Annotated in this window: 13 protein-coding genes; all 13 read left to right on the top strand. The window is 68.7% G+C overall.

Annotation, left to right across the window (positions count from 1 at the left end; genetic code table 11):
- Positions 1-161: 161 nt before the first annotated feature.
- The 13 genes from JI745_RS00625 (at position 162) to JI745_RS00685 (ending at position 23,551) form a co-directional block, all read left to right on the top strand.
- The gene (locus tag JI745_RS00625; RefSeq protein ID WP_201802971.1) at positions 162-10,736 is read left to right on the top strand and encodes a filamentous haemagglutinin family protein; all 10,575 of its coding nucleotides are present in this window, start codon (positions 162-164) and stop codon (positions 10,734-10,736) included.
- A gap of 7 nt (positions 10,737-10,743) precedes the next feature.
- Positions 10,744-11,949 carry a glycosyltransferase gene (locus JI745_RS00630; protein ID WP_201802973.1) on the top strand — a complete coding sequence of 402 codons (1,206 nt, stop codon included), beginning with the start codon at positions 10,744-10,746 and terminating at the stop codon, positions 11,947-11,949.
- Between the two features lie 60 nt (positions 11,950-12,009).
- Positions 12,010-13,749 carry a DUF2341 domain-containing protein gene (locus tag JI745_RS00635; protein ID WP_201802975.1) on the top strand — a complete coding sequence of 580 codons (1,740 nt, stop codon included), beginning with the start codon at positions 12,010-12,012 and terminating at the stop codon, positions 13,747-13,749.
- A gap of 25 nt (positions 13,750-13,774) precedes the next feature.
- Positions 13,775-14,179, top strand: a complete 405-nt coding sequence (locus tag JI745_RS00640; RefSeq protein ID WP_201802976.1) for a biopolymer transporter ExbD — start codon at positions 13,775-13,777, stop codon at positions 14,177-14,179.
- A 21-nt stretch (positions 14,180-14,200) separates the two neighbouring features.
- Complete coding sequence (locus tag JI745_RS00645; protein ID WP_201802977.1) at positions 14,201-14,872, top strand: TonB C-terminal domain-containing protein; 672 nt, start codon at positions 14,201-14,203, stop codon at positions 14,870-14,872.
- Positions 14,873-14,893: 21 nt separating this feature from the next.
- A complete protein-coding gene (locus tag JI745_RS00650) occupies positions 14,894-16,402 on the top strand; it encodes a putative porin (protein ID WP_201802978.1) in 1,509 nt (502 codons plus the stop codon).
- Between the two features lie 11 nt (positions 16,403-16,413).
- The gene (locus JI745_RS00655; protein WP_201802979.1) at positions 16,414-17,052 is read left to right on the top strand and encodes a hypothetical protein; all 639 of its coding nucleotides are present in this window, start codon (positions 16,414-16,416) and stop codon (positions 17,050-17,052) included.
- 10 nt (positions 17,053-17,062) lie between these two features.
- Positions 17,063-17,728 (top strand): polysaccharide biosynthesis/export family protein, encoded by a 666-nt coding sequence (locus JI745_RS00660; RefSeq protein ID WP_201802980.1) that lies wholly within the window; start codon positions 17,063-17,065, stop codon positions 17,726-17,728.
- The gene (locus tag JI745_RS00665) at positions 17,725-18,936 is read left to right on the top strand and encodes a hypothetical protein (RefSeq protein ID WP_201802981.1); all 1,212 of its coding nucleotides are present in this window, start codon (positions 17,725-17,727) and stop codon (positions 18,934-18,936) included. The genes JI745_RS00660 and JI745_RS00665 overlap by 4 nt, the downstream gene beginning before the upstream one ends.
- A 25-nt stretch (positions 18,937-18,961) precedes the next feature.
- Positions 18,962-20,728 (top strand): GNVR domain-containing protein, encoded by a 1,767-nt coding sequence (locus JI745_RS00670; protein WP_201802982.1) that lies wholly within the window; start codon positions 18,962-18,964, stop codon positions 20,726-20,728.
- A 27-nt stretch (positions 20,729-20,755) separates the two neighbouring features.
- Positions 20,756-21,619: an AAA family ATPase gene (locus JI745_RS00675; RefSeq protein ID WP_201802984.1), complete on the top strand. Its 864-nt coding sequence runs from the start codon at positions 20,756-20,758 to the stop codon at positions 21,617-21,619.
- Positions 21,616-22,848 (top strand): TIGR03790 family protein, encoded by a 1,233-nt coding sequence (locus tag JI745_RS00680; protein ID WP_201802986.1) that lies wholly within the window; start codon positions 21,616-21,618, stop codon positions 22,846-22,848. Before JI745_RS00675 ends, JI745_RS00680 begins: the two co-directional genes overlap by 4 nt.
- A gap of 121 nt (positions 22,849-22,969) precedes the next feature.
- A complete protein-coding gene (locus JI745_RS00685; protein WP_201802988.1) occupies positions 22,970-23,551 on the top strand; it encodes an FxDxF family PEP-CTERM protein in 582 nt (193 codons plus the stop codon).
- Position 23,552 lies beyond the last annotated feature (1 nt).

Here is a 23,552-nt window from a genome sequence, read left to right on the forward strand (position 1 = left end):
GGTTCGCTTTGGTCTGGACAACGGTGGTTCTAGCCTTCGCCCGAGACGGTGGTGTGACGCTCCCGTGGCAGTGGGGAGTGGCTCGTTCGGGGCATGCCGCGGCGCTGCAAATGTCATGGCCGGTTTCGAGAATCCGCCGGCTGACATCACGCCCCCCGACCATGAAGAAGACCCGCTCGTTCCGTGTCCGCCCGACCGCCGTCCACCGCCGCCAGCCCTGGCACCAAAGTGCCAGCAGCCTGATGGTGCTTGCAGGCCTGGGGGTGCTGAGCTTCTCGCTGCCGAACGAGGCTCTCGCGCAGCGGGCGATCGCACCCAACACACTGCCGGTCTTGCGCGGCGTGGTGTCTGACCGCATCACGGTCACGCCCTCCACACCCGCACCCGGCCGCGCGCAGTTGACGATCGACCAGGCCTCGCTGCGCGGTGTCATCGACTGGCGTTCCTTCGACATCGGCAGCAGCGCCGAGGTGCTGTTCCGCCACCAGATGGGCAGCCAGTCTTCCACGCTGAACCGCATCTATGACGCACGGCCAAGCGTCATCCAGGGCCGGCTCACGAGCGAAGGCGCGACCGCCGGCAGCCGCGGCGGGCAGATCATCCTCGTCAACCAGAACGGCATCCTGTTTGGCGCCGGTGCACAGGTGAACACGCAGTCGCTGATCGCCTCAACGCTCAACATCAGCAACCAGCGTTTCCTGTCCGGCGCGCTGGCCGGCGCCACGCCCGCCTTCGAGGGCCGCTATGACGACCAGGGCAACACGCTTCCTGGTGGGCCCACCGGCAGCATCGTGCTGACCGGAGCCGCTGACGGCCGGGCCGCGCCTGTGCTGCAGGCTGGGCAAGGTGGCTCGATCATGATCTTCGCGCCGAGCATCGACAACCAGGGCGGTGTGATCCGCGCCCCGGATGGCCAGGTCGTCCTGGCCGCGGGCAGCAAGGCCTACCTTGCCATCAACCCGAACGAGAGCGACACCACGCTGCGCGGCTACGTGGTCGAAGTGGAGGTGCCGGCCGACGGCAACGTGACGAGCCTGATCCGCAATGCTGGCGACGTCAGCGCCGACCGCGGCAACGTGACGCTGGCCGCCCTGGCGGTGAACCAAGAAGGCCGCATCACCGCCAACACGGCGCTACAGGCCAACGGCTCGATCTACTTGAAGGCCCACACGAAGAACAAGGCCCAGTCGGGCAGCGTCCGCTTCCAGGCAGGCAGCGTCACTGAAGTGACGCCCGACCGCAACGACACGAGTACCGCCCCCGAGAGCCAGGGCTATGCGCCCACGGCGAGCAGCCCTACCGAATTCCGCGGCGTGATCGATGTGCAGGGCCGAACGATCGAGAACCACGGCACCGTGCGTGCCGCGGGCGGTGTGATCAAGCTCGATGCGTCCAGCAGCCAGGGTGCCGAGGGCGCGCGCGTCTACCTCGCTCAGGGCAGCCAGACCAGCGTGGCGGGCACCTGGTCCGATGTCGACTTCAGCAAGAACCTGGTCACCTTCACCGTCACGTCCAACGAGCTGAAGAACTCGCCCGACCAGAAGACCGGGGTGCTGCGGGGCACCGAGGTGACGGTCGACCTGCGGCAGGACAACGGCATCCTCGACCTCAGCGGCTACCGCGGCCTGGTGGCGCGCACCGTGGCCGAGAAGGCGGCGGTGGGCGGTGATCTGCTGATCAGCTCCAGCGGCTCGGTGATCCAGCGCGAGGGCGCCACGCTCGACGCGTCCGGTGGCGGCTACCGCTACAACGGCGGCATGGTCGGCACGACGCGCCTGCTGGGCGCCGACGGAAAGGTCTACGACATCGGCAACGCGCCGCAGGGCCTGCGCTATACGCAGGTGCTCGACACCTACAGGGTGACCGACCCGCGCTGGGGCCAGACGGTCAGCTACAGCAACCCGCTCGGCATGGTGCGGACCTACCAGCCCGGGTACGTCGAAGGGAAGTCGGGCGGCGCGGTGACCATCAGCGCGCAGTCGGGCGTGGTCCTCGACGGCACGCTCCGGGGCGGCGTGACCGTGGGGGCGCGCCAGGCCCGCAATGCGCCTCGCGGGGCGACGCTGCGCATCGGCGACTACAGCAGCTCGCACAGGCTCATCAATGAACGACAGAACATCGGCAGCATCACGCTGACGCAGCATGCCAGCGACAGCCTGGGTGCGGCGTTTCACGTGGGCAGCGAACTGAGCGGTGGCCAACGCCGAGGCTTCACGCTGGGCGCCGACCAGGTGTTCGGCGCTTCCACGCAGACGGCCGACGGGCGCGTGGAATCCGGCTTCGGTGCGGTGGAGCTGAATTCCAATGGCCGCATCTTGATGGGTGAGGGCGTCTCGCTGCGCTCCGACCCGGGCGCCGAGTTGACGCTGCGCGCGCAGGCGATCGACATCGCCGGCAACATCCGCCTCGCGGGCGGCAAGCTCGTGTTGCACGCTGCAGAGGCGGCCGCTCCTTTGGCCGAAGTGGCCGACAACACCAGCCACAACATCACCGTGCGTAGCGGGGCCACGCTAGCGACGGCGGGTGAATGGCTCAACGCCTCGAGCTCCGACGGTCGCGTGCCGCCGCTTGTGCCCACCGGGCGCGCCGCCGCGAATGGCACGGCCGTGTCGACGCTCAATGGCGGCAGCATCACGCTGGAGATGGACAAGAGCATTTACCACTCCACGCTCGAGCGAGGCTCGGTGCTCGACGTGAGCGGCGGTGCCTCGCTCTCGGCCAGCCAGCGCGTCACAGCGGGCGACGGTGGCAAGCTCACCATCGCCAACGGCTCTGTGGGCCAGACCAACCCCGACTGGATGCAGGCGGAGCTGCGCGGCTTCTCGCTCGGCAAGGGCGGCGAGCTGAACCTCAAGCTTGGCGAAGCCTTGATCGTGCCCGAGGGCACCACCGGCACGGTGCCCGCAGCCACCACGCGCCTGGATGCTGGCCTGTTCGCCGACCACGGCTTCTCCAAGGTGGGCATCGAGGCGGCTGGCGGCATCACCATCACCGCCGGCACCACCATCGAGGCGGTGCAGCACAACCGTGTGCTCGACACCGCATCGGCGCGTCGCCTGGCCACCGGCGGCGACCTCGCCAGCGTGGCGAGCGTGCAGCGGCTCCCCGACGGGCAGCGCGGCAGCATGACCGTCAGCCTCAACGCGCGCGGAGACGCGCCGGGCCCGACGGCCGGCGAGCTGAGCGTCGGCGCGGGGGCGTCCGTCACCACCGACCCGAAGGGCGAGATCGCGCTCACCGCCCGCCACGCACTCGAGGTCGACGGCCGGCTGGGGGCCGCCGGCGGCAAGATCAGCCTCACCGTGAGCGGCCCCGACTCCCAGGGCGCGCTGGCCACCGGCCGGCTGCACCTCGGTGCCCAGGCCGACGTGTCTGTTCGCGGCACTTTCGTCGCCACGCCCAACGAGCGCGGCCTCGTTCAAGGCACCTTGCACGATGGCGGCACGATCACCCTCGAGGCACGCCGCGCCGGCGTGCAGGTCGACGCGGGCGCGCGGCTCGACGTGGGGGGCGTCAGCCAGGTGGTCGACTTGGCGCAGCCAGGCCGCACGCCCACGTTCGTCAAGCAGACGATCGAGGGCCATGCCGGCACGCTGGTGGTCAAGTCGCAAGGCGCCACGGTGCTCGACGGCACGCTGCTCGGCCACGGCGGCTCGAATGCCGCCGCCGGCGGCAGCTTCGCGCTCGAACTGACGCGGCCCGACCGGCAGGCCGAGATGCCTGCCGAGCGGCGCATCGTCGTCACGCCCGGCAATGGCCCGGTGCAGCCGGCCGACGTCGACACTGCGGATGCCCGCGTGGACGTGCGCGCGCTCACCGCCGGCGGCTTCGACAAGCTGCGCCTGCAGTCCGAAAACCGCATCGAGTTCCAGCAGTCGGTCAACGTGGACTTCAAGCGCGGCGTGCGCCTCGATGCACCGCAGGTCGAGCTGGCCGATGGCGCACGGGTGATTGTCACAGGGTCGACGGTGTCGCTCGGCCAGTCGATGGGCCCGCGCGTGGCAGAGGAGCTCGACGGCGTCGACGAATACAACCTCAAGCCGCTCGGCGTATCGCCCGCCGTCACCACCCGCAGCGGGACCGGCGAGCTGATGGTGCGCGGCGGCATGGTGAACGTCTACGGCGACCTCACCGTCAACGGCGCTCAGCGCACGCGCATCGAGAGCGACGGCGACGTGCAACTGGTGGGCCGCTCGGTGAGCTTCGAGAGCGGCACCGCCGGTGGCCAGGCCGTCACCCGCCAGGTCGGCAGCCTCACGACCGCCGGCAACGTGGAGATCCAGGCCTCGCAGATCTACCCCGCGACGCGCACAGAATTCGGCATCGCGGTGAAAGACACCGCCACCGGCACACCGGTGGCAGATGGCCGCATCACCATCAGCGGCAACGGCCGCACCGCCGGCGACGTGTACTCGGCCGGCGGCCAACTCACGCTGCAGGCGCAAGACATCCACCAGGGCGGCACCGTGAAGGCGCCACTCGGACAGATCGCGATGAACGCTGGCCGGTCGCTGACGCTCTCCACCGGCAGCACGACCTCGGTCTCCGGCAACGGCCTCACGGTGCTCTATGGCGGCACTGACTCCGGCACCCAGTGGCGCTACGACGACGGCAGCGGCAACCAGACCCTCACTTCCGTCACCGACCAGGGCAAGACCATGACCCTCAACGCCCCCATGCTCGACGTGCAGGCCGGGGCGACGGTGAACCTGAGCGGCGGCGGCGACGTGCGCGCGGTCGAGTTCGTGAAGGGCAACGGCGGCGACAACGACATCACCACGGCCGCCAACACCTACGCCATCATCCCCGCCTCGCAGCTGCAGGCCATGCCCTACGACCGCCACACGCTTGCGGTGAGCGACCCGGGTCTAGGTTTCAGCCTGGCCAACGGCCGCGACGGCGTGCGCTTCGACAGCATCGTGATCGAGCGAGGCGCCGGCATCCCGGCCGGCGAGTATGTGCTGCTGTCCGCGCGCTATGCACTGTTGCCAAACGCCTACCTGGTCGAGTTGCAGACCGGCAGTGCCTACCGCAACCTGCAGTCCCAGCAGGACCTGCGCATGCTCAACGGTGACAAGGTCATCACCGCCCGCCGCAGTGCCAGCGGCAGCGACCTGCAGGAATCGCAGACCATCGGCGTGGTCATCCGTCCCGGGCTCGCGGCCGCACAGCGTGCGTCCGACTACAACCTCACCGGCGCCGGCTTTTTCGCTGATGCGGCCGAGCGTGAGCGCATGGCAGCGCCACCGTCACCGTGGGACGCAGGCCGACTGCTGATCGACAACGCAAGCGACGTGCGCCTGCGCGGCAGCTTCAACACCGCCGCCGGGAACTCGCCGGCCAACACCGCGGGTCGTGTCGCCGACATCGACATCAGCGCCAACCGCATCGCGGTGGTCGACCAGGTCAGCTCGGCGACCGAGTGGCAAGGCTACCTGCAGCTCGAAGGCCAGCAGCTCTCGGGCCTCAACGGCAACGTGCTGCTCGGCGGCAAGCGCACCCACACCGATGCCGGCCAGAAGATCACCGCCAGCGCGGTCGACAGCCAGGTGGTGGTCGCCAACAGCCGCGACGGCGCAGTGAATCTGCGCGAGATCACGCTCGTGGCCGGCGACAGCATCGACGTGCGCGTCGGCAGCGTGCTCAACGCCGCCGGCACACCGGCCCAGTCGCCCGGCGTCATCACGGCCGATGCGTCCGGCGCGCTGCTGCGCCTGAGCTCCGGTGAGCAGGCCCGGCTGGACCGGGGCGAGGCCAGTGCCGCCCGCGGCAGCGTGCGCATCGCCGAAGGCGCGACGCTCACGTCGAGCAAGTCGATGCTGATCGACGCAACCCAGTCCACCGAGTCGAGCGGCACACTGCGCGTTGGCGGCGACAACGGTGCGGGCGGCGCGCTGAGCCTCTCGTCGGGGCAGGTGACGCTCGGCGATGTGGCGCCCGGCGCCGTGACGAGCGGCCTTGTGCTGAGCACCGGCCAACTCGCGAACTACCGAGCGCTCGATGAGCTGGTGCTGCGTGGCTACGGCGCGATCGACCTCGTGGGCGCCACCACGCTCGGCTCGAGCGACCTCAAGAGCCTGACGCTCGACACACCATTGCTTCGCGGCCGTGTGGGCGCGCAGGGGGAAGCTGCGCAGGCCACGCTGAGCGCCAGGACGCTGACCCTGGCCAACAACAGCGAGGCCGTTGCCCCGGCGCAGACCGGGGCCGGCACGCTGAATGCGACAGCCGATCGCCTCGTGCTGGCGGACGGCGCGAAGGGGCTGGGCGGCTTCGGCGACGTGGCCCTCACCGCGCGCGACACGATCGCCCTTGAAGGCAGGGGAGGCCTGGACTCGGCGGCTCGGACCACATTGCAGGCGCCGCGTGTGCTGGTGGCCGGCGGCGCACAGCAGCGCGTGAGCGCTGTGGACGCGAGGCTCGCGCTGTCGGCCGGCAGCGGCACGGCCGCCGTGCCCACGAACGAAACCGAACTCGGCGGCCGGCTGGCGCTGGAAGGACGGCACGTCGATGTGGCGACGACGGTGCAGGCACGCTCCGGCCAGATCGACGTCTGGGCTGCCGGCGGCACCATCACGCTCGCCCAGGGCGCGCTGCTCGACGCGCGCGGCCAGGCCAAGGACTTCAACGGGACCATCGTCACCGCAGATGGCGGCGGCGTGTCGCTGAACGCGGCGCAGGTTGACCTGCAGGCGGGCGCGCGCCTGGACGTCTCGGCCGCTGCTCAGGGTGGCGGCGCCGGGCGCTTGGCGATCAAGACCGACACGGTGAACCTGACAGGCGATCTGGCCGGACGAGCAGCCGCCGGCGCCCGCTCGGGCAGCGTGAGTCTCGACCTCGGCGCACTCGGTGCCACCACGTTCTCCGCGGTGAACGACCGCCTCAACGCCGGTGGGTTCGCCGAGGAGCGGCAACTCCGCCTGCGCACCGGCGATCTCGACGTGGCCGCCGGGGACCACGTGGCCGCGCGCCGCGTGACGCTCTCTGCAGACACCGGCCGCATCGACGTGAGCGGCACGGTGGGCACTGGTGCCGCACAGGGCGGTGCACAGATCAACCTCTTCGCCCATGGCGGCATCTCCCTCGGCGCCGGCAGCCAACTGCGCGCCGGCGCCAGCGAAGCCGGGGCTCGCGGCGGCGAGGTGCGCGTGGCCACCAGCGGTGGGGCACTGGTCTTCGATCGCGACGCGGTGATCGATGTTAGCGCCGGCCAGTCCGGGTCTGCGGGCTCGGTGAACTTCGGCGTGAGCCGGGACGACCAGAACCTGGTGGGCAGTGCCACGCTGCAGGGGACGGTGCGGCGCAGAGGCGGCAGCACTGCAGCCTCCGTCGACCTGGAGGCCACGCGCGTCTACAACGTCGCGGGCGACGTGACAAGCAGCGACATCGATCGCTTTGCGCAAGACCATCAGAACTTCATCACCGGCACCACGCAGGCGCCGGTGGCCGGCCTGCGCGACGAGAGCGGCGCGGTGAGCGATGCCCGCGTGCTCGGCGCCACCGAGTTACGCAGTGCCCGCAGCGATACGAGCAGCGGCGACATCACCCTCGGCAGCAACTGGAACCTGCGCGACGAGCGCTGGCTGGCCGACGGTCGGCCAGGCACGCTGACCGTGCGCGCCGAAGGCAACCTGACCGTGAGTGCGTCGGTGGGCTCGGTTGACGACAACATCATCGCGGGCGACACCTGGAGCCTGCGGCTGGCTGGCGGCGCCGACCTTTCCGCGGCCAACCCGCTGGCCGTGAGGCCGCTGAACGCCTTGCCCGCCGACAACGGCTCGCTGCTGCTGAGCGGTGCCAATGCCAAGCTGCGCACCGGCACCGGCCGCATCGCCCTGGCCGCGGGGCGCGACATCCGCATCGACAACGTCGACGCGACCATCTACACGGCGGGGCGTACCGGTGTGGACGACGCCACCTCCCGATGGTCCGTCGATGGAGGCTCCATCACCCTCCTGGCGGGCGGCAGCATCACCGGTGCGTCCCAGCAAGGCAGCCTCTGGGTGAACGACTGGCTGCGCAAGCGCCGCATGACCCAGCTCGCGTTCCAGGGGCGCGAAGCGACGGACACCCTTCCCGGCGTCGAGCCTGCGCCGAATACCGACTGGTGGACCTATCGCGCTCGCTTCCGACAGGCTGTGGGCACCCTGGGCGGCGGCGATGTGAGCATCACGGCCGGCGGGGACATGCGCCACCTCGACGTGATGCTGCCCACCAGCGGCCGCTCGAGCCTCGAGGGCGGCTCGCTGAGCGTGGACGTGCAAGGCGGCGGCCATCTCGATGTGAAGGTCGCAGGCGACATCGTGAGCGGTGCATTCCTCATCGGCCGTGGCACGGGCCGGCTGGAGGCGGGCGGAGACATCCGGCCCCATCACGTCACCAGCGATGAAGGGGCGACCGTGGACAGAAACCCCATTCAGCTCAACCTGATGGGCGTCAGCAGCGGCGCAGTGCCGGAACTCGCTTCCATCGACCTGGTGGCCGGCGGATCGATCTCGCTGCAGGGGGTGTTCAACCCGACGTCGCAGGCGATGACCGGCCGGGTGACGGGCGAGGCGCCGGCATCCGACCCGAGTTTCGCCAACGCGGGCAATTTCCATTCGTTCTTCACCTACTCGGCCAACAGCTTTGCGGGGCTGACTTCTAAAGGCGGTGACATCGGCTATGCCTACGGGGCAACCGGCGCGACCTGGCGCAAGGCGGGGCAGGCCAGTCCGTTCACCGATGCCACCGTTGGGGCGTACCCGGCGAGCCTGTCGTTCACCGCCTTCGATGGCGACATCAACGGCCCGGACCAGACCGCCGCGTTGACCACGTATCCCTCGCGGTCTGCACGGGTTGCACTCCTCGCCGGAGGAACCTTGAGGAACGTGTCCCTCTATGGGTCGGATCTCGATCCGGCGCTGTTGCCGACCGCGACCACCGGCTACGCCAGGCAACGCGCGACTGCGATCTCGAGCGGCGAGCTTCGTGCACCGGGTACCGGTAGCCGGATCGTCAGCCGTGACCCGGTGGGGCCGTATGTCTTCGAACTGCAGGCGCTGGAAGGCGATGTCCTGGCGAACGCCGAAGACACGATCACGCTGACCGCCGCCGGTCGTGTGATCGCGGGCCGCGACCTCGTGTCCGCCGGCTTCAACTTGCAGAACCTGAACGACAGTGACGTCAGCGTGGTGCGCGCAGTCGGTGGCGATATCCGTGCCGTGACCGGCCTGCAGATTGGCGGTCCTGGCCGCCTGGTGCTACAGGCGGGGCGCAACATCGACCTGGGCCCGGCGGTGGTACCGGGCGGTGGGACGAATGACGGCCTGGGGGGTGTCGTGGCGACGGGCAACACGTTCAATCCGAACCTGGCCGCCGCGGGCAGTGCCCGCGTGACCCTCGTCGCGGGTGTCAGTGGCAACGTCGACCTGGCCAAGATGGACCAGGCCTATGCCGAGATCAAGGCACTGAACAAGGCCTCGAGCGACATCATGGACCTGTACCAGCAACTGCTGACGGAGCCCGATGTGCGCAAGATCCTTGACGCCACCAGCGTGTCGCAGCTTGCCAGGCAGGACGCTGTGTATGCCCGGTTTGCGGAGCTCGACGGTCTTGCGCCGCGCGCGTTTGCCGCCTACCAGCAGGCGCTTCGTGCGGGCTCGCTGCCGCTCAGCAGTGCTGACGGCGCCTCGGTCGCGCGGCTCTATGGTCTGCTGAACCAGGAGGGCGATCTGTCCCGGTTGCGTGAAGCGGGTTCCGTCGCGGCGCTGGCCGAACGGCCAGGTGGCCAGGCCTATCGCGAGTTCGTCGGCCTGGAGCAGCGCTTCGGGGTCGTCTTCACCGACTACCTGCGTCGCCGAGGAGAGGGTGCCTTGCCGACGAGTGTGACCCCGATGGTGTTTTCACACGCACTTGCGCACGTGGTGTCCGACGTGGTGCCGGCGTCTCCTGCTGGAGCGACCGGCAGCATCTACGGATACCAGACCTCCATCCAGACCTATGCGGGCAGCGGCATCGACCTGTGGGCGCCCAATGGAGGGGCGGTGGTCGGCTTGCAGACCCCGTCCGAGGGTCGCGCCATCGGCGTGCTGACCAACGCGGGCGGCGCCATCCAGAGCGTGGTGGCCGGCGACTTCAACATCAACCAGGGCAAGGTCATCACCGCGCAAGGCGGCGACATCCTGCTCTTCTCGTCGCAAGGCAGCATCGATGCAGGTCGGGGCGCGAGGACTTCGGTGACCACGCCGCCCCCGCGTCGTGAAGTGATCAACGATTCGGCGGGCAACCCGATTGGCGTCAAGCTGGTCGTCTCCAACGCCGCCGCCGGCAGCGGCATCCAGACGCTCACCTCCGACCCCGATGGCCTCGGGCCGCTCCCTTCCCCCAAGGCGGGCGACGTGTACCTCTTCGCCCCCGCCGGCACGATCGACGCGGGCGAGGCGGGCATCCGCTCCAGCGGCAACATCACGGTGGTGGCACCGCGGGTCGACAATGGCGACAACATCTCCGCCAAGGGAGACAGGCAGGGCGTACCGCAGGCCGCGACCGGCAGCCAGGCCGCCTCGATTGCGAGCGCCGGCGGCACCGGAGACGGCGGCGCCAAGGCCGTGCAGGAAGCCGCGAAGAACGCCGCCGAGGCCGCGCGTGCCGCGACCGGTGCCGGCGTTCCCAAGCCCAGCATCCTGACCGTCGAAGTGCTGGGCTTCGGCGACAAGAACTGCAAGGAGACGGAGCGCGACTGCTTCGCGAAGTGAGCCCACCATGCGCTTGCTCAATGTCATCCGTTCGATCGATCCGGCCGCCGGCGGCATGGCCGAAGGGCTGCGGCAGTCGGTGATCGCCACGCGCGAGATGGGCCACACGCAGGAGGTGCTGACCCTCGACGCGCCGACCGAGGCGTGGGTGCGCACCTTCCCGGCACCGGTGCATGCCTTGGGCCCCGTGCGCGGCGTGTACGGCCATTGCGCATCGCTCATCTCGTGGCTGCGCTCACATGCCAGCCGCTACGACGCCGTGGTGGTGCACGGCCTGTGGCAGTACCACACCCTCGCCGTGCACCGCGCGCTCGCAGGTGGACCCGTGCCGTATTTCGTGTACCCGCACGGCATGCTCGACCCGTGGTTCAAGCGGCGGTACCCGCTCAAGCACCTGAAGAAGTGGCTCTACTGGCCGTGGGCCGACTACCGCACGCTGCGGGATGCGGCCGCGGTGTTCTTCACCGCTGAAGAGGAAAGGCGACTCGCCGCGGAATCTTTCTGGCTCTATCGCGTGAAGCCGGAGGTGGTGGGCTACGGCGTGACGATGGAAGACGCCTCGCAGCTCGGCAATGCCGGCGACTTCGTGCAGAACTGGCCCGAGACGCGCGGCAAGCACTTGATGCTCTTCCTCGCGCGGCTGCACGAGAAGAAGGGCGCCGACCTGCTGATCGACGCCTTTGCGCAGGTGGCCGCCGACATGCCCTCGCTGCACCTCGTGATGGCCGGTCCGGAGGGCCAGCCTGGCCTGCGGGCGCGGCTCGAAGCGCGTGCACGCACGCTTGGTGTCAGCGGGCGCATCACCTGGACGGGAATGCTCACCGGCCACGACAAATGGTCGGCGTTGAAGGCGGCCGATGTCTTCGTGCTGCCCTCCCACCAGGAGAATTTCGGCGTGGCCGTGGTGGAGGCGCTCGCGCTCGGCGTGCCGGTGTTGGTGTCGGACAAGGTCAACATCTGGCGCGAAGTGGTGACCGCCGGCGCGGGCTTTGCAGCCGACGACACCGTTGGTGGCACCGCTCAGCTATTGCGTCAGTGGATGGGAGCGCCTCAGGACGAGCGCGAGGCGATGCGCTTGCGGGCTGCGGCCTGCTACGCGCAGCATTTCGACATGACCGCGGCGGCGCGCCGCCTCGTGTCGGCCATCGAACGGCACCGCTCAAGCGCGGGTGTGCGGACCATCGGCTCGCCTGAATTCACGGCCTTGAAATAAAGCCCTTCTATTCTTTTTGGCTGTCCCTGGGAGTGAGGCCGGCCTGGTCAAAAGAACGTCATGAGAAGCACCGTTGCAGCAATTGTCACCGCGCTCGCCTGCCTGCTCGCCACCACCGCGCAAGCGGCCTGGAACGCCGACTGGAAACACCGCGCGCGCATCGGCCTCAACACCAGCACCGAGGGGGCCGGCACTGCCGAACAGGCCGACAACGTCCCGGTGCTCGTGCGCCTGCATACCGGCAACTTTCCGTTTGTCGATGCGAAGCCAGACGGCAGCGACCTGCGCTTCATCGCGGCCGACGACAAGACGCCGCTCAAGTTCCACATCGAGAAGTTCGACGGCCTGAACGAACTCGCCTTGGTGTGGGTGCAGGTGCCGCGACTCGCGCCAGGCAACAAGGACGAGCACGTGTGGCTCTACTACGGCAACGCCAACGCACCGGCCGCGGGCGAGCCACGCGCGACCTACGATGTGTCGCAGGCCCTGGTCTACCACTTCGGCGAGCGTGATGGCCAGCCACAGGACAGCACCGCCAATGCCAACCACGCCACCCGTTCGACGGCCAAGCTCGGAGGCGCCGGCCTGATCGGTGGCAGTCTCGTCTTCGACGGTATGCAGGAGCTGGTGCTGCCGGCCACACCTTCGCTGAAACCGGGCGCCAACGGCTACACCGTGTCGATGTGGGTGAAGCCTGCCGAAGCGATGAGCGCCTCGCTCTATGCGCAGAGCGACCTGGCGAGTGGCCTGCGGCTTTCGTTGCGCGGCGGCAAGTTCGTGGCCGAGTCGGGGGCGCTCGCGGCCAGCTCGTCGGCACCGGCGGCCATTGGTGCGTGGCAGCACGTGGCGGTGGTGGTGAAGGAGGGCCTGACGCTCTACGTCAATGGTGTCGAGTCGGCCCGCGCCTCGGGTGCACCGGTGCAGCTCGGCGGCGCAGGTGTGGTCGGCAAGGAATTCAAGGGTGAGATCGACGAGCTGCAGGTGTCGACCACGGCACGCCCGTCCGACTGGCTCCGGCTCGCCGCGCTGTCGCAAGGCCAGGAGCAGAAGCTCGTGAGCTATGGCGCAGCCGAAGGTGGTGGTGATGCCGAAAGCGCCTCGTACTTCAAGATCCTGCTGGGTGCCGTGACGCTCGACGGCTGGATCGTCATCGGCATCCTCGCGGTGATGTTCATCGTCAGCGTCTACGTGATGATCGCCAAGGCGCTGATGGTCAACGCTGCGGCGCGCGACAACGAGCGCTTCAAGACGCAGTTCGATCAGCTCTTCAACAGCATCGCCGCGCACGGCGAGGGCCAGGCGAACGAAGACAAGGCGCTCGCCGCGCGCTTCCGCCGATCATCGCTCTACCGCCTGTATGCCTCGGGCGCCGAGGAGCTGCGCCACCGCTTCATCGCCTATGCGAAGAGCGGCCGTGAGGCAGTGCTGACCGATGCGTCGATCAACGCGATCCGCGCCACCGTCGATGCCCGCCTGGTGCGCGAGACGCAGGGCCTCAACTCGCAGATGGTGCTGCTCACGATCTGCATTGCCGGCGGCCCCTTCCTTGGGTTGCTCGGCACGGTGGTGGGCGTGATGATCACCTTCGCGGCCATTGCCGCCGCGGGCGACGTCAACGTGAACTCGATCGCCCCGGGCATTGCCGCGGCGCTGGTGGCCACGGTGGCGGGCCTCGCGGTCGCCATCCCGGCGCTGTTCGGCTACAACTACCTGACCAGCAAGATCTCGGAGCTGACCTCCGACATGCACGTCTTCATCGACGAGCTGGTCACCCGCATCGCCGAGCAGCACTCCGTGTGATGAACGCGACGAATGGGGTGAAGTGATGAAAGTCCAAGGGGCCAACAAGGCGTACGACGACATCAACGTCACGCCCATGCTCGACCTGGCCTATGTGCTGCTGGTGATCTTCATCATCATGACGACGGCCTCGGTGCAGGGCATCAAGGTCAACTTGCCCAAGGCCAGCGCCGCGCCGAGCCTCGCCAAGCCACAGACCAAGGCCATCACCATCCGCGACGACGGTCAAATCTTCCTCGACACCCACCCTGTGACCATGCAGGAGCTGGAAGACCGGCTGCGACAGCTCAAGGCGGTGAACCCGAGCTTCCCGGTCGTCATCAAGGGCGACGCGAAGGTGCACTACGAGAAAGTCGTCGACGTGCTCGACCTGATGGGCCGCCTCGACATCACGCAGCTGGGGCTCGTCACACAGCGCCTGGTGAAGTAGAGCGGCGTCGCCGGAACCACCATGCAAGACTTCGACGAGCCGAACGGCGCATCCGGCAGGCTCAGGGGCATTGTGCTAATCGTGGCCGGCCTGGGGCTGCTGGCCGCGGCGGTGTGGTGGCTTGTCGGCTTTCTCTCCACGCCGGCCGCCAAGCCTCGCGGCGTGCAGCAGGTGGCGCTGATCAAGCCGCCTCCTCCGCCACCGCCGCCCAAGCCGCAGGAAAAGCCGCCGGAGCCGCCGAAGGTGAAGGAAGAGGTCAAGGTCGAGGCGCCAAAGGACGAGCCCAAGCCCGCCGAGAAACCGGCCGATGACAAGCCGGCCTCCGACAAGCCTCTTGGCGTGGATGCGGATGCCGCCGCCGGCAGCGACGGCTTCGGCCTGCAGGCCAGCCGCGGTGGCCGCGACCTCCTCACCACCGGTGGCGGCGGGGCCTACTACTCGGGCCTGCTGCAACGCCATTTCTTCGAGGCCCTGTCGCGCAACCGCAAGGTGCTGCGCGACGACTTCCGCGTCGTCGTGAAGGTGTGGATCGGTGATGACGGCAAGGTGCAGAAGGCCGACATCGTGACGGGCTCCGGCAACGCGCAAGTCGACGAACTGATCCACCTGACCCTGCTCGACATCGCGCCGCTGCGCGACGTGCCGCCGAGCTCGATGCGACCGATCCAACTGCGCTTGAGCAACCGCTCCTGACCCGTGCCTCTCGGAAATCCCATGAAATCCCTCTCCCGCCCGACCGCCCTGCTGGCCCTTGCGCTCTGCGCCACGCCGGTGCTCGCCGCACCCGAAGCCGATGCCGAGCAGCTGCGCGCTGCCACCATCAAGCTCATCAACATGCTGGTGGAGCAGGGTGTGCTGACACGGGAGAAGGCCGATGCCCTGCTGGCCGAGGCCAACAAGCCCGGCCCGGTCCGGGTCCCCTACATGCCGGAGTTCCAGCGCAAGGAATTGAAGGACGAGGTGGAGCTCGACCTCGCGGCCCGTGCGGCGCGCGAGGGGTGGGCCAAGCCGGGTTCGGTGCCGGCCTGGGTGCGCTCGCTCGAATGGGAGGGTGATCTGCGAACCCGCTACCAGTATGACGACTACGCTTCGAGTAACTCGCCCGCGGCGTTCTTCACGAACGTCACCGAGACCAATCGCCAGCGTTTGGAAGTCTCGCCCGCCACGACGACGGAAGACCGGACGCGTTTCCGCGTGCGTGCCCGTGCGGGCCTCACCGCCAAGGTCGACGAGCACTGGGCGGCCGGACTGCGCCTTACTACGGGGAGCAGCAGCGACCCGATCTCGTCGAACCAGACCTTGGGCAACTACGGCAACCGTTTCACCGTCGCCTTCGACCGCGCCTACGTCCGCGGTAAACGTGGCAACTTCAGTGCGGTGCTGGGCCGATTCGGCAACCCTTGGTTCAGCACCGACCTCGTCTGGGCCAACGACCTCGGATTCGATGGCCTCGCCCTGCAGTGGACGCCGGAGCTCACAGCCGAGTGGCAGGGCTTTGCCACGCTAGGTGCAACGCCCATCCAGGAGGTGGAGCTGTCGCGCGAAGACAAGTGGCTGTACGGCCTGCAGGCCGGTGTGACGCGCCTTGGCACCGCCGAGCGCATGGGCGCGCGCTTCGGCTTGGCGTACTACCACTACGACAACATCGTCGGCGAGTACAGCACGCCCGGCACGAGCGACCGCGAGTACACCGCGGTGCAGTTCGCGCAAAAGGGAAACACCTATTTCAACGTTTCGTCCTCGACCGATCCGTTGCGACCCCTGCCACTGTTGGCCTTGGCCTCCGAATTCCGCCTCGTGAACCTGACCGGGCAGGTTGACTTTCCGGTGCCGGGCGGCAGGCGCGTCGCGATCACCGGCGACTACGTGCGCAACATCGGTTTCGACCGCGCCCGGGTGAGCGAGCGCGTGGGTCGCGACGTCGCCCCCGAGACCACGGGCTACCAGATCCGCGTGGCCTTCGGCTCTCCGGAGATGAAGGCTGCCCATGACTGGCAGGCCTCGATGGCCTACAAGCGCCTGGAGCGCGACGCGGTGGTCGATGCCTACACCGACGGCGACTTCCGCCTCGGCGGCACCGATGCCAAGGGCTACATCCTCGGCCTGAGCTACGGCGTGGGCAAGAACACGGCGGCGTCGGTCCGCTACTTCAGCGGCGACGCGATCTCGGGTGCCCCGCTGTCGATCGATGTGCTCCAGGTCGAGCTCAACGTGCGCTTCTGAGGAGGTGACCCATGCTGCAACGGCTGATCCTTTCATTCCTGATCCTGCTGGGCGCGACGCCCGCATGGGCACAGTCGGCCGACGAGGCCAAGAAGGCGGCCCGCCGCGCCCAGCTGCAGGTTCAGCAGGCGCAGCAGCAGGCCCAGGAGGCGCAGGCCGCGAAGGCCAGGCTCGAGACCGACAAGGCCGAGCTCGACAAGAAGGTCGCGGCACAAAGCCAGCAAGTGGCGGCGCTGAGAGGCGCGCTGCCCAGACTGCAGGAAAAGCTCAAGGCCGCCGAGACCGAGCGCGACCAACTTGCCGACAAGGTGGCGGCCCTGGAGAAGGACCTCGCTGAGCGAAAGCTGGCCGCGGAAGCCAGCGCTGTGTCTGGCGAGCGTGCGCTGAAGCAGCGTGACGAGGCACAGGCCAAACTGAAGCGCGAGCACGACGCGCAGGTGGCGCTGGTCGGCGAATGCAGTGAGAAGAACGAGCGCCTGCTACAGCTGAGCGCCGAGCTGCTCGACAAGTACCGCCACAAGACGGTGGGCGACGTGCTCAAGCAGCGCGACCCGGTGCTCGGGCTCGGCGACGTGAAGACCTTCAACCTCGTGCAGGAGTACCGCGACAAGGCCGAGGCCGAGCGTTTCGCTCCTACGGCCAATCGCTGAAAGGGTGGCCATGGCGAACGAACAAGTTCTGAGGGGGATGCGGGGCGGCGCGGTCCTGATGGTGGCGCTCTTGTCGGCCTGCGCCGGCTTCAAGCTGCCCGGCACACCGCAGCAGGTCACGGCGGAGGGGGAGGTGGTCGCCGAAATGGTCGCGGCTCCGGCGGTGGCGCTGCCCGCCGCCGAGCCTGGCGACCCAGCCTATGTGATCGGCCCCGAGGATGCGCTCGAGATCTCGGTCTGGCGCGACGAGACGCTGAAGGCCGCCACGCTGGTGCGGCCCGATGGCGGCATCTCGTTCCCGCTGGCCGGTGATGTCATCGTGGCGGGCAAGACTGCGACGCAGGTGCGAGACGAGCTGGTCAAGCGCCTGTCGAAATACGTGCCCGACCCGGTGGTCACCGTCTCGGTGGCCCGGGTGGCGAGCTACCGCATCTATGTGCTCGGCCGTGTCAACAAGCCGGGCGACTTCCAGGTCGGCCGCAACATCGACGTGCTGCAGGCGCTCAGCATCGCGGGCGGAATGACACCGTTCGCGTCGGAAGACGGCATCCAGATCATCCGCAAGGTGGATGGGAAATCGACCTCCATCCCGTTCGAATACTCGCGCATCCGCAAGGGCGGCGACCTCTCGCAGAACATCACGCTGAAGAGCGGAGACGTGCTGCTGGTGCCGTGAACCCACGATGCAAGGCCGGCCTCCTCCTGCTCCTGGCGCCTCTGGCAACACGGGCCGAGCAATGGACGCTGGACAACAAGCTGAGCACGCGTTATGAGGTCAACGACAACGCGCCCCTGGCGATCAACCCGCGAGGCAGCATGAACGCGCTGTCAGTGTCGACCAGCCTGCAGGCAAGCCGCCGCTCGGAGAACGCCAGCACCGGCGTGCGCGCTGCGATGACCGCCGTGGAAGAGCAGGGCCCGGGCAGCAACGATCGCCTGGACGGCCAGTGGGGCTTGACCCAGACCTTCGACGACCCGCTGCACAGCCTGGACCTGTCGGCCAGCTACCTGCAGGACATCAACAACCAGATCGAGAACAGCGACGTGCTGGTGGGCCGCTCGCGCCGACGCTCCAGCCTGGTGTCTGCCCGGCTGTCGCGCCAGTTCTCGCCGCGCATCGGTGGCCATGTGCAGGGTTCGTTCGACCGGACGCGCTATGGCGCAAGCGGCGGCAGCGACTACCGCAACGGCAGTCTGGGCGGCGGCCTGTCGTACCGCTCCACCGAGCTGCAGACCTGGAGCCTCAACCTGAGCCACGGGCGTTACCGCACCGAGGCCGGCACCTACCGGTCGACCACCGACCAGCTCAGCCTCGGCTGGTCGCAGGCGATGACGGAGCGCTACAGCCTGTCGCTCAGCATCGGCGGCTATCGCAGCCGCAACGATGGGCAGCGCTTCGTGAGGGTGTGCGGTCTCGCGCCGTCGTGGTGTGTGGACAACCCGTCCTTCTATGTGCTCGTGGCGGAGGCTGTGCGAGAGACCAAGCGCGGCCTGCAGTTCAACCTCTCCGGCCGCTTGCAGCTCGATGAGACCACCGACTTCTCGCTCAACGCGGCGCGCGAACAATCGCCCAGCGGGGTGGGGGTCGTGGCCCGCCGTGACACGCTCAGTGCGCAGCTCGGCCACAGCTTCTCGCCTGTGATGAGCGGCTCGGTCGGCTATGCGCGCAACCGGGCGCTTTACGGCAGCTTCGGCGGCGACATCACCCGCTCCGAAGAGAGCCTGTCGCTGTCGATCAGCCGACGCCTGAGCGACGACCTCAGCCTCCAGGCCGGTGCGACGCACCGCCGTGCGCATGGCAGCCAGCTCGCCGGCCGTGCGCGCTCGAGCAGCGTCGCCGTGTCGCTGAGCCTCGACTGGCCTCGACTGGAGGCTTCCCGTTGAGCGTCCGACGATCCACACCACCACCATGACCGCTCTCGCACAAGACTTCTCCGCTCTGGCCGACCCGACGGCCTTGCCGTCGCGCTCGCTGCGTGACCACCTGGGCATGCTCCGGCGCCGGCGTGCGCTGGCGATCACCGTGTTCTGCGTGCTGCTGGCGATCACGGTGGTGGTGGCGGTGGTGCTGCCGCCGGTGTACCGCTCCACCGCGACCATCCTCATCAAGGAACAGGAGATCCCGCCGGAGTTCGTGCGCTCCACCGTCACGAGCTTTGCCGACGAGCGCATCCAGGTCATCAGCCAGCAGGTGATGACGCGCGCGACGCTGCTGGAGATGGTGGATCGCCACGGCCTCTACGGCACGGCCCGCCAGCGAGAGACGAGCGAGGAGATCCTCGACCGCATGCGACGCGACATCAAACTCACGCCCATCAGCGCCGAAGTGACCGACCGTCGCACCGGATCGCCGGTCAAGTCGACCATCGCCTTCACGCTTTCGTACGACAGCGAGAACGCCTCTGCGGCGCAGAAGATCGCCAACGAACTGACCACGCTCTACCTCAATGAGAACGTCAAGAACCGCCAGCAGAAGGCGGCCGAGACCACCTCGTTCCTGGATGAAGAGCTGTCGCGCGTGACGCGCCACATCGCTGAGCTGGAGCAGAAGCTGGCGGCCTTCAAGGAGCGCAACCAGGGCAGGTTGCCGGAGCTCAGCCTCTCCAACCAGATGGGCAGCGAGCGCTCGGCCACCGAGATCCAGCGGCTGGAGCGTGAAATCCTGTTCCTCAACGAGCGCACTGCCTCGCTGCAGGCGCAGCTGGCCGACACCAAGCCGCAGCTGCCGATCATGAGTGCTGGCGGCGCGGTGCTCGACCCCGATGACCGATTGAAGGCCCTGCAAATGCAGCTGAGCGCCGCGATCGGCACCTACAGCAGCGACCACCCCGACGTGAAGCGCCTGCGCCGCGAGATCGCGGTGCTGCAGGCCGAGACAGGCGAACAGGGCGACATGACGGATCGCGAAGCGCGCCGCCAGGAGCTCGACGCCCAGCTCTCGCAGCTGCGACAGAAGTTTTCCGACGACCACCCCGACATCGCACGCGTCAAGCGCCAGATCGTCGCGCTCGAGGAAGCCCCGGCTCCCGCGCCGCGTACGCCGCGCAAGCCCGACAACCCGGTGTACCTCAACCTCAAGGCGCAGATCGACACCAATGCCGCCCAGCTCATCTCGCTGCGCAAGGAGCGCGATGAGCTGCGCAACCGGCTTTCGCTGTACGACGCGCGCGTGAGCCAGTCGCCCGAGGTCGAGCGCGAATACCTCGAGATCGTGCGCGACATGGACAGCTCGCGCACCCGCTTCCGCGAACTGCGCGACAAGCAGATGCAGGCCCAGGTGGCCGAGCAGCTCGAACGGGAGCGCAAGGCCGAGCGCTTCACGCTCATCGAACCGCCCATCTTTCCCGAGAAGCCGGTGCGCCCCAACCGCCTGCTGATCCTGGTGATGGGCCTGCTGCTGGCCATCGCGGTCGGCATCGGTGCGGCGGCCGTGCGCGAGTCGCTGGACCGCGCAGTGCATGGACCGCGCGACGTGATGCGTCTGCTGCACGTGCCTGTGCTCGCCGTGCTGCCGCCGCTGGTGCACCCGTTGGCCGCGCGCCGGCGTGCGCGTCGACGTCTGCTGTGGCTGGGGGTGGTCGCCGTGGTGCTGATGCTGGGGGTGGCAGCGTTCCATGTCTTCTACATGCCGGTCGAGGTGGCGTGGTATTCGCTGCTGCGGCGTGTGGCCAACTGAATGCAGGCGGATGGACGGGGTGATGTGATGAAGCTCTTCAACGACGATGACGCACGCATGGGAGGCGAGCCGTCAGCGCAAGCCGGTGCCGCACGTGTACACGTGGTGCGCCCGGCGCAGGCCGAACCCGATTCACGTGTGCGGCCCCTGCACATCGAGTACTCGAGCACCCGTGTCGTGGGCGAGGCGCTGGCGCGCCTGCGGCGCACGCACGGCATCGTCTCGCATGACCGCTCGCCGCTCAGCGAATCCTTCCGCATGTTGCGCAACCAGGTGCTGCAGCGCATGCGCGCAGATGGCCACACCCTGCTGGCGGTGACGAGCCCACGTGCCATCGAAGGCAAGTCGATGACAGCGGTGAACCTCGCGCTCACGATGGCGGCCGACTACGACTCGGCAGTGCTGCTGGTCGATGCCGACCTCTCGGGCCGTGGCCTGCAGTCACTCTTCGGCCTGCAAGGCGCCGCTGGCCTGAGCGACCACCTCACCGATGGCTGCCCGCTGCAGGACCTTCTGGTCAACCCCGGCGTGGCGCGTCTGGTGCTGCTGCCCGCGGGCGAGCAACCGGTGCTCAATTCTTCGGAGCTCCTCGCCACGCGTGCGGCTCAGCAGTCGATCCTTGAAATGAAGCAGCGCTATCGCGACCGTTACGTGATCGTCGACCTGCCGCCGCTCCTCGACACCGCCGATGCGCTGGCCTTCCTCCCGCAGGCCGATACCACGCTGCTGGTGGTGGAAGAGCACACCACGTCCGTGCAAGACGTCGAGAGCGCCAGCGAGTTGCTGGCCCCGTTCCCGTTGATCGGCACCGTGATGAGCCAGGCCCGCGAGCCGGAGCCGGGCATGCGGACGCCCTGGTACCGTCGCTTGTGGAGCCACGGGCGCGCATGAGGCTTCGCCGCGCCTGCGCCGCCGTCGCGGCCTGGGCCGTGGCCGCCTTGGCATCGGCCGCCGAGTTGCCCAAGCTGCTGCTGCCTGAGGTCGGCCTGCGTGCCGCCGATCTCGCCGTGGTCGTCAACGAAGCCGACCCGGACAGTGTGCGCATCGGCGAGCACTACCAGCGGCAACGAGGGCTGGCGCCCGAGGCGGTGCTGCGGGTGAGCTTCCCGCCCGGCCAGTCTGTGATGAGCCTGGCCGACTTCCAGCGCGTGCACCAGCAGCTGGCCGAGCGTGTGCCGCATCGGGTGCAAGCCTTTGCACTGGCATGGACCCAGCCATACCGCGTGGACTGCATGTCGATCACCAGCGCCTTCGCCTTCGGCTTCGACCCGGCCTACTGCGCCACGGGTTGCCAGCTCACCCGCCGCTCGCCGTACTACAACAGCCCGAGCCACGCCCCCCACAGCGACCATGGCCTGCGCCCCGCCATGATGCTGGCCGGCCGCGACGTCGACGAGGCGCTGGCGCTGATCGACCGAGGCCTGCGCGCGGAAGGCCAGTGGCCGCGCGGCACGGGCTACCTGGTGAACACCGGTGATGCGAACCGCAACGTCCGGTCTGTCACCTACGACACCGTCAAGCGCTCGCTCGGCCCGGGCTACCCGGTGAAGGTGGTGCAGGCCGACGAACTCGAGGATCGCCGCGACGTGATGTTCGCCTTCACCGGCTCTCAGTTCGTGCGGCGGATCAAGAGCAACCGCTTCCTCGACGGCGCGGTGGCCGACCACCTCACGTCGCTCGGCGGCATGCTGACCGACAGCTTCCAGACCTCGGCGCTCGACTGGCTTTCGGCCGGCGCCACCGGCAGTTACGGCACGGTGGTGGAGCCGTGCAACTTCCGCCAGAAGTTCCCGGACATTCCGGTGCTGATGGGCCGCTACCTCGGTGGCGAGACGCTGATCGAGGCGTACTGGAAGAGCGTGCTGATGCCGGGGCAGGGCGTCTTCATCGGTGACCCGCTGGCACGCCCTTTCGGTGGTGTGAAGGTGGTGCAGCGCGGCCGCCAGATCATGGCCACGACCCACACCCTGCGACCCGGGCGCTATGTGCTGCAGTCCGCGCAACACGCGGTCGGCCCGTTCCGCTCGGTGGCGCGGCTCACGGTGCCGGGCTACGGCCTCTACGACCTGCGCCTGCCTGCCGAAGGCACGCCGTACTACCGTCTGCTGCCGCTGCGCTGAACGACTCAGGGCCGGTCCCGGAGCGGGCCGGCTCGATCGGGCCATGCCGGCGTCGCCCGGCGAAAGACACCCTGTCACCGCGTCCGCGCACCATCAGGTCAACATCCAGGAGGGACGTTTCGTGAAGCACCCAGCACTCAAGGCCGCCGCCATGGCGGCACTTCTCGGCGCCGCGGGCGTCGCCCAGGCCGACTACACCGGCAGCCTCGGCACCATCACGGCGCCGGCCTCGGTCGCCTTCGCCAACGACACCGGCAGCCACCTCTCGCTGAGCAGCCTCACGCTGCCCAGCCCCTACAACTTCATCGACCGCTGGACCTTCGTGCTGTCCGGCGACGCCAGCGTCACGAGTCTCGTGGCCGCGTTCCTGTTCGACGACGGCGCAGGCGGGCTGCCGACCTTCGGCATCAGCAACCTGCAGGTCAACCTGCTGAACGCGGCGGGTGTGGTGGCCACGAGCTGGCGAACCGTCAACACCTCGGGCCCGTTCACCCAGAGCATCGCCATCACGCCCGCGGCAGGCCTCGTGCCTGGCAACTACACGCTGCAGATCCGTGGCCAGCTCGAAGGCTCGCCGGCCTCGTACTCCGGCAACCTGATCGCGGCAGGGGTGTCGGCGGTGCCGCTGCCCGCTGCGCTGCCGCTGCTGGCCGCGGGCATTGCGGTTTTCGGTGCGACCGCACGCCGACGCAAGAACAAGTGAC

The sequence above is a fragment of the Piscinibacter sp. HJYY11 genome, from assembly GCF_016735515.1.
Lineage (GTDB): Bacteria > Pseudomonadota > Gammaproteobacteria > Burkholderiales > Burkholderiaceae_C > Rhizobacter.

What these genes read in the sequence shown, in the direction of transcription:
- JI745_RS00625 (WP_201802971.1), top strand. Translation starts at nt 162, where the DNA reads ATGAAGAAGACCCGCTCGTTCCGTGTCCGCCCGACCGCCGTCCACCGC.
- JI745_RS00630 (WP_201802973.1), top strand. Translation starts at nt 10,744, where the DNA reads ATGCGCTTGCTCAATGTCATCCGTTCGATCGATCCGGCCGCCGGCGGC.
- JI745_RS00635 (WP_201802975.1), top strand. Translation starts at nt 12,010, where the DNA reads ATGAGAAGCACCGTTGCAGCAATTGTCACCGCGCTCGCCTGCCTGCTC.
- JI745_RS00640 (WP_201802976.1), top strand. Translation starts at nt 13,775, where the DNA reads ATGAAAGTCCAAGGGGCCAACAAGGCGTACGACGACATCAACGTCACG.
- JI745_RS00645 (WP_201802977.1), top strand. Translation starts at nt 14,201, where the DNA reads ATGCAAGACTTCGACGAGCCGAACGGCGCATCCGGCAGGCTCAGGGGC.
- JI745_RS00650 (WP_201802978.1), top strand. Translation starts at nt 14,894, where the DNA reads ATGAAATCCCTCTCCCGCCCGACCGCCCTGCTGGCCCTTGCGCTCTGC.
- JI745_RS00655 (WP_201802979.1), top strand. Translation starts at nt 16,414, where the DNA reads ATGCTGCAACGGCTGATCCTTTCATTCCTGATCCTGCTGGGCGCGACG.
- JI745_RS00660 (WP_201802980.1), top strand. Translation starts at nt 17,063, where the DNA reads ATGGCGAACGAACAAGTTCTGAGGGGGATGCGGGGCGGCGCGGTCCTG.
- JI745_RS00670 (WP_201802982.1), top strand. Translation starts at nt 18,962, where the DNA reads ATGACCGCTCTCGCACAAGACTTCTCCGCTCTGGCCGACCCGACGGCC.
- JI745_RS00675 (WP_201802984.1), top strand. Translation starts at nt 20,756, where the DNA reads ATGAAGCTCTTCAACGACGATGACGCACGCATGGGAGGCGAGCCGTCA.
- JI745_RS00680 (WP_201802986.1), top strand. Translation starts at nt 21,616, where the DNA reads ATGAGGCTTCGCCGCGCCTGCGCCGCCGTCGCGGCCTGGGCCGTGGCC.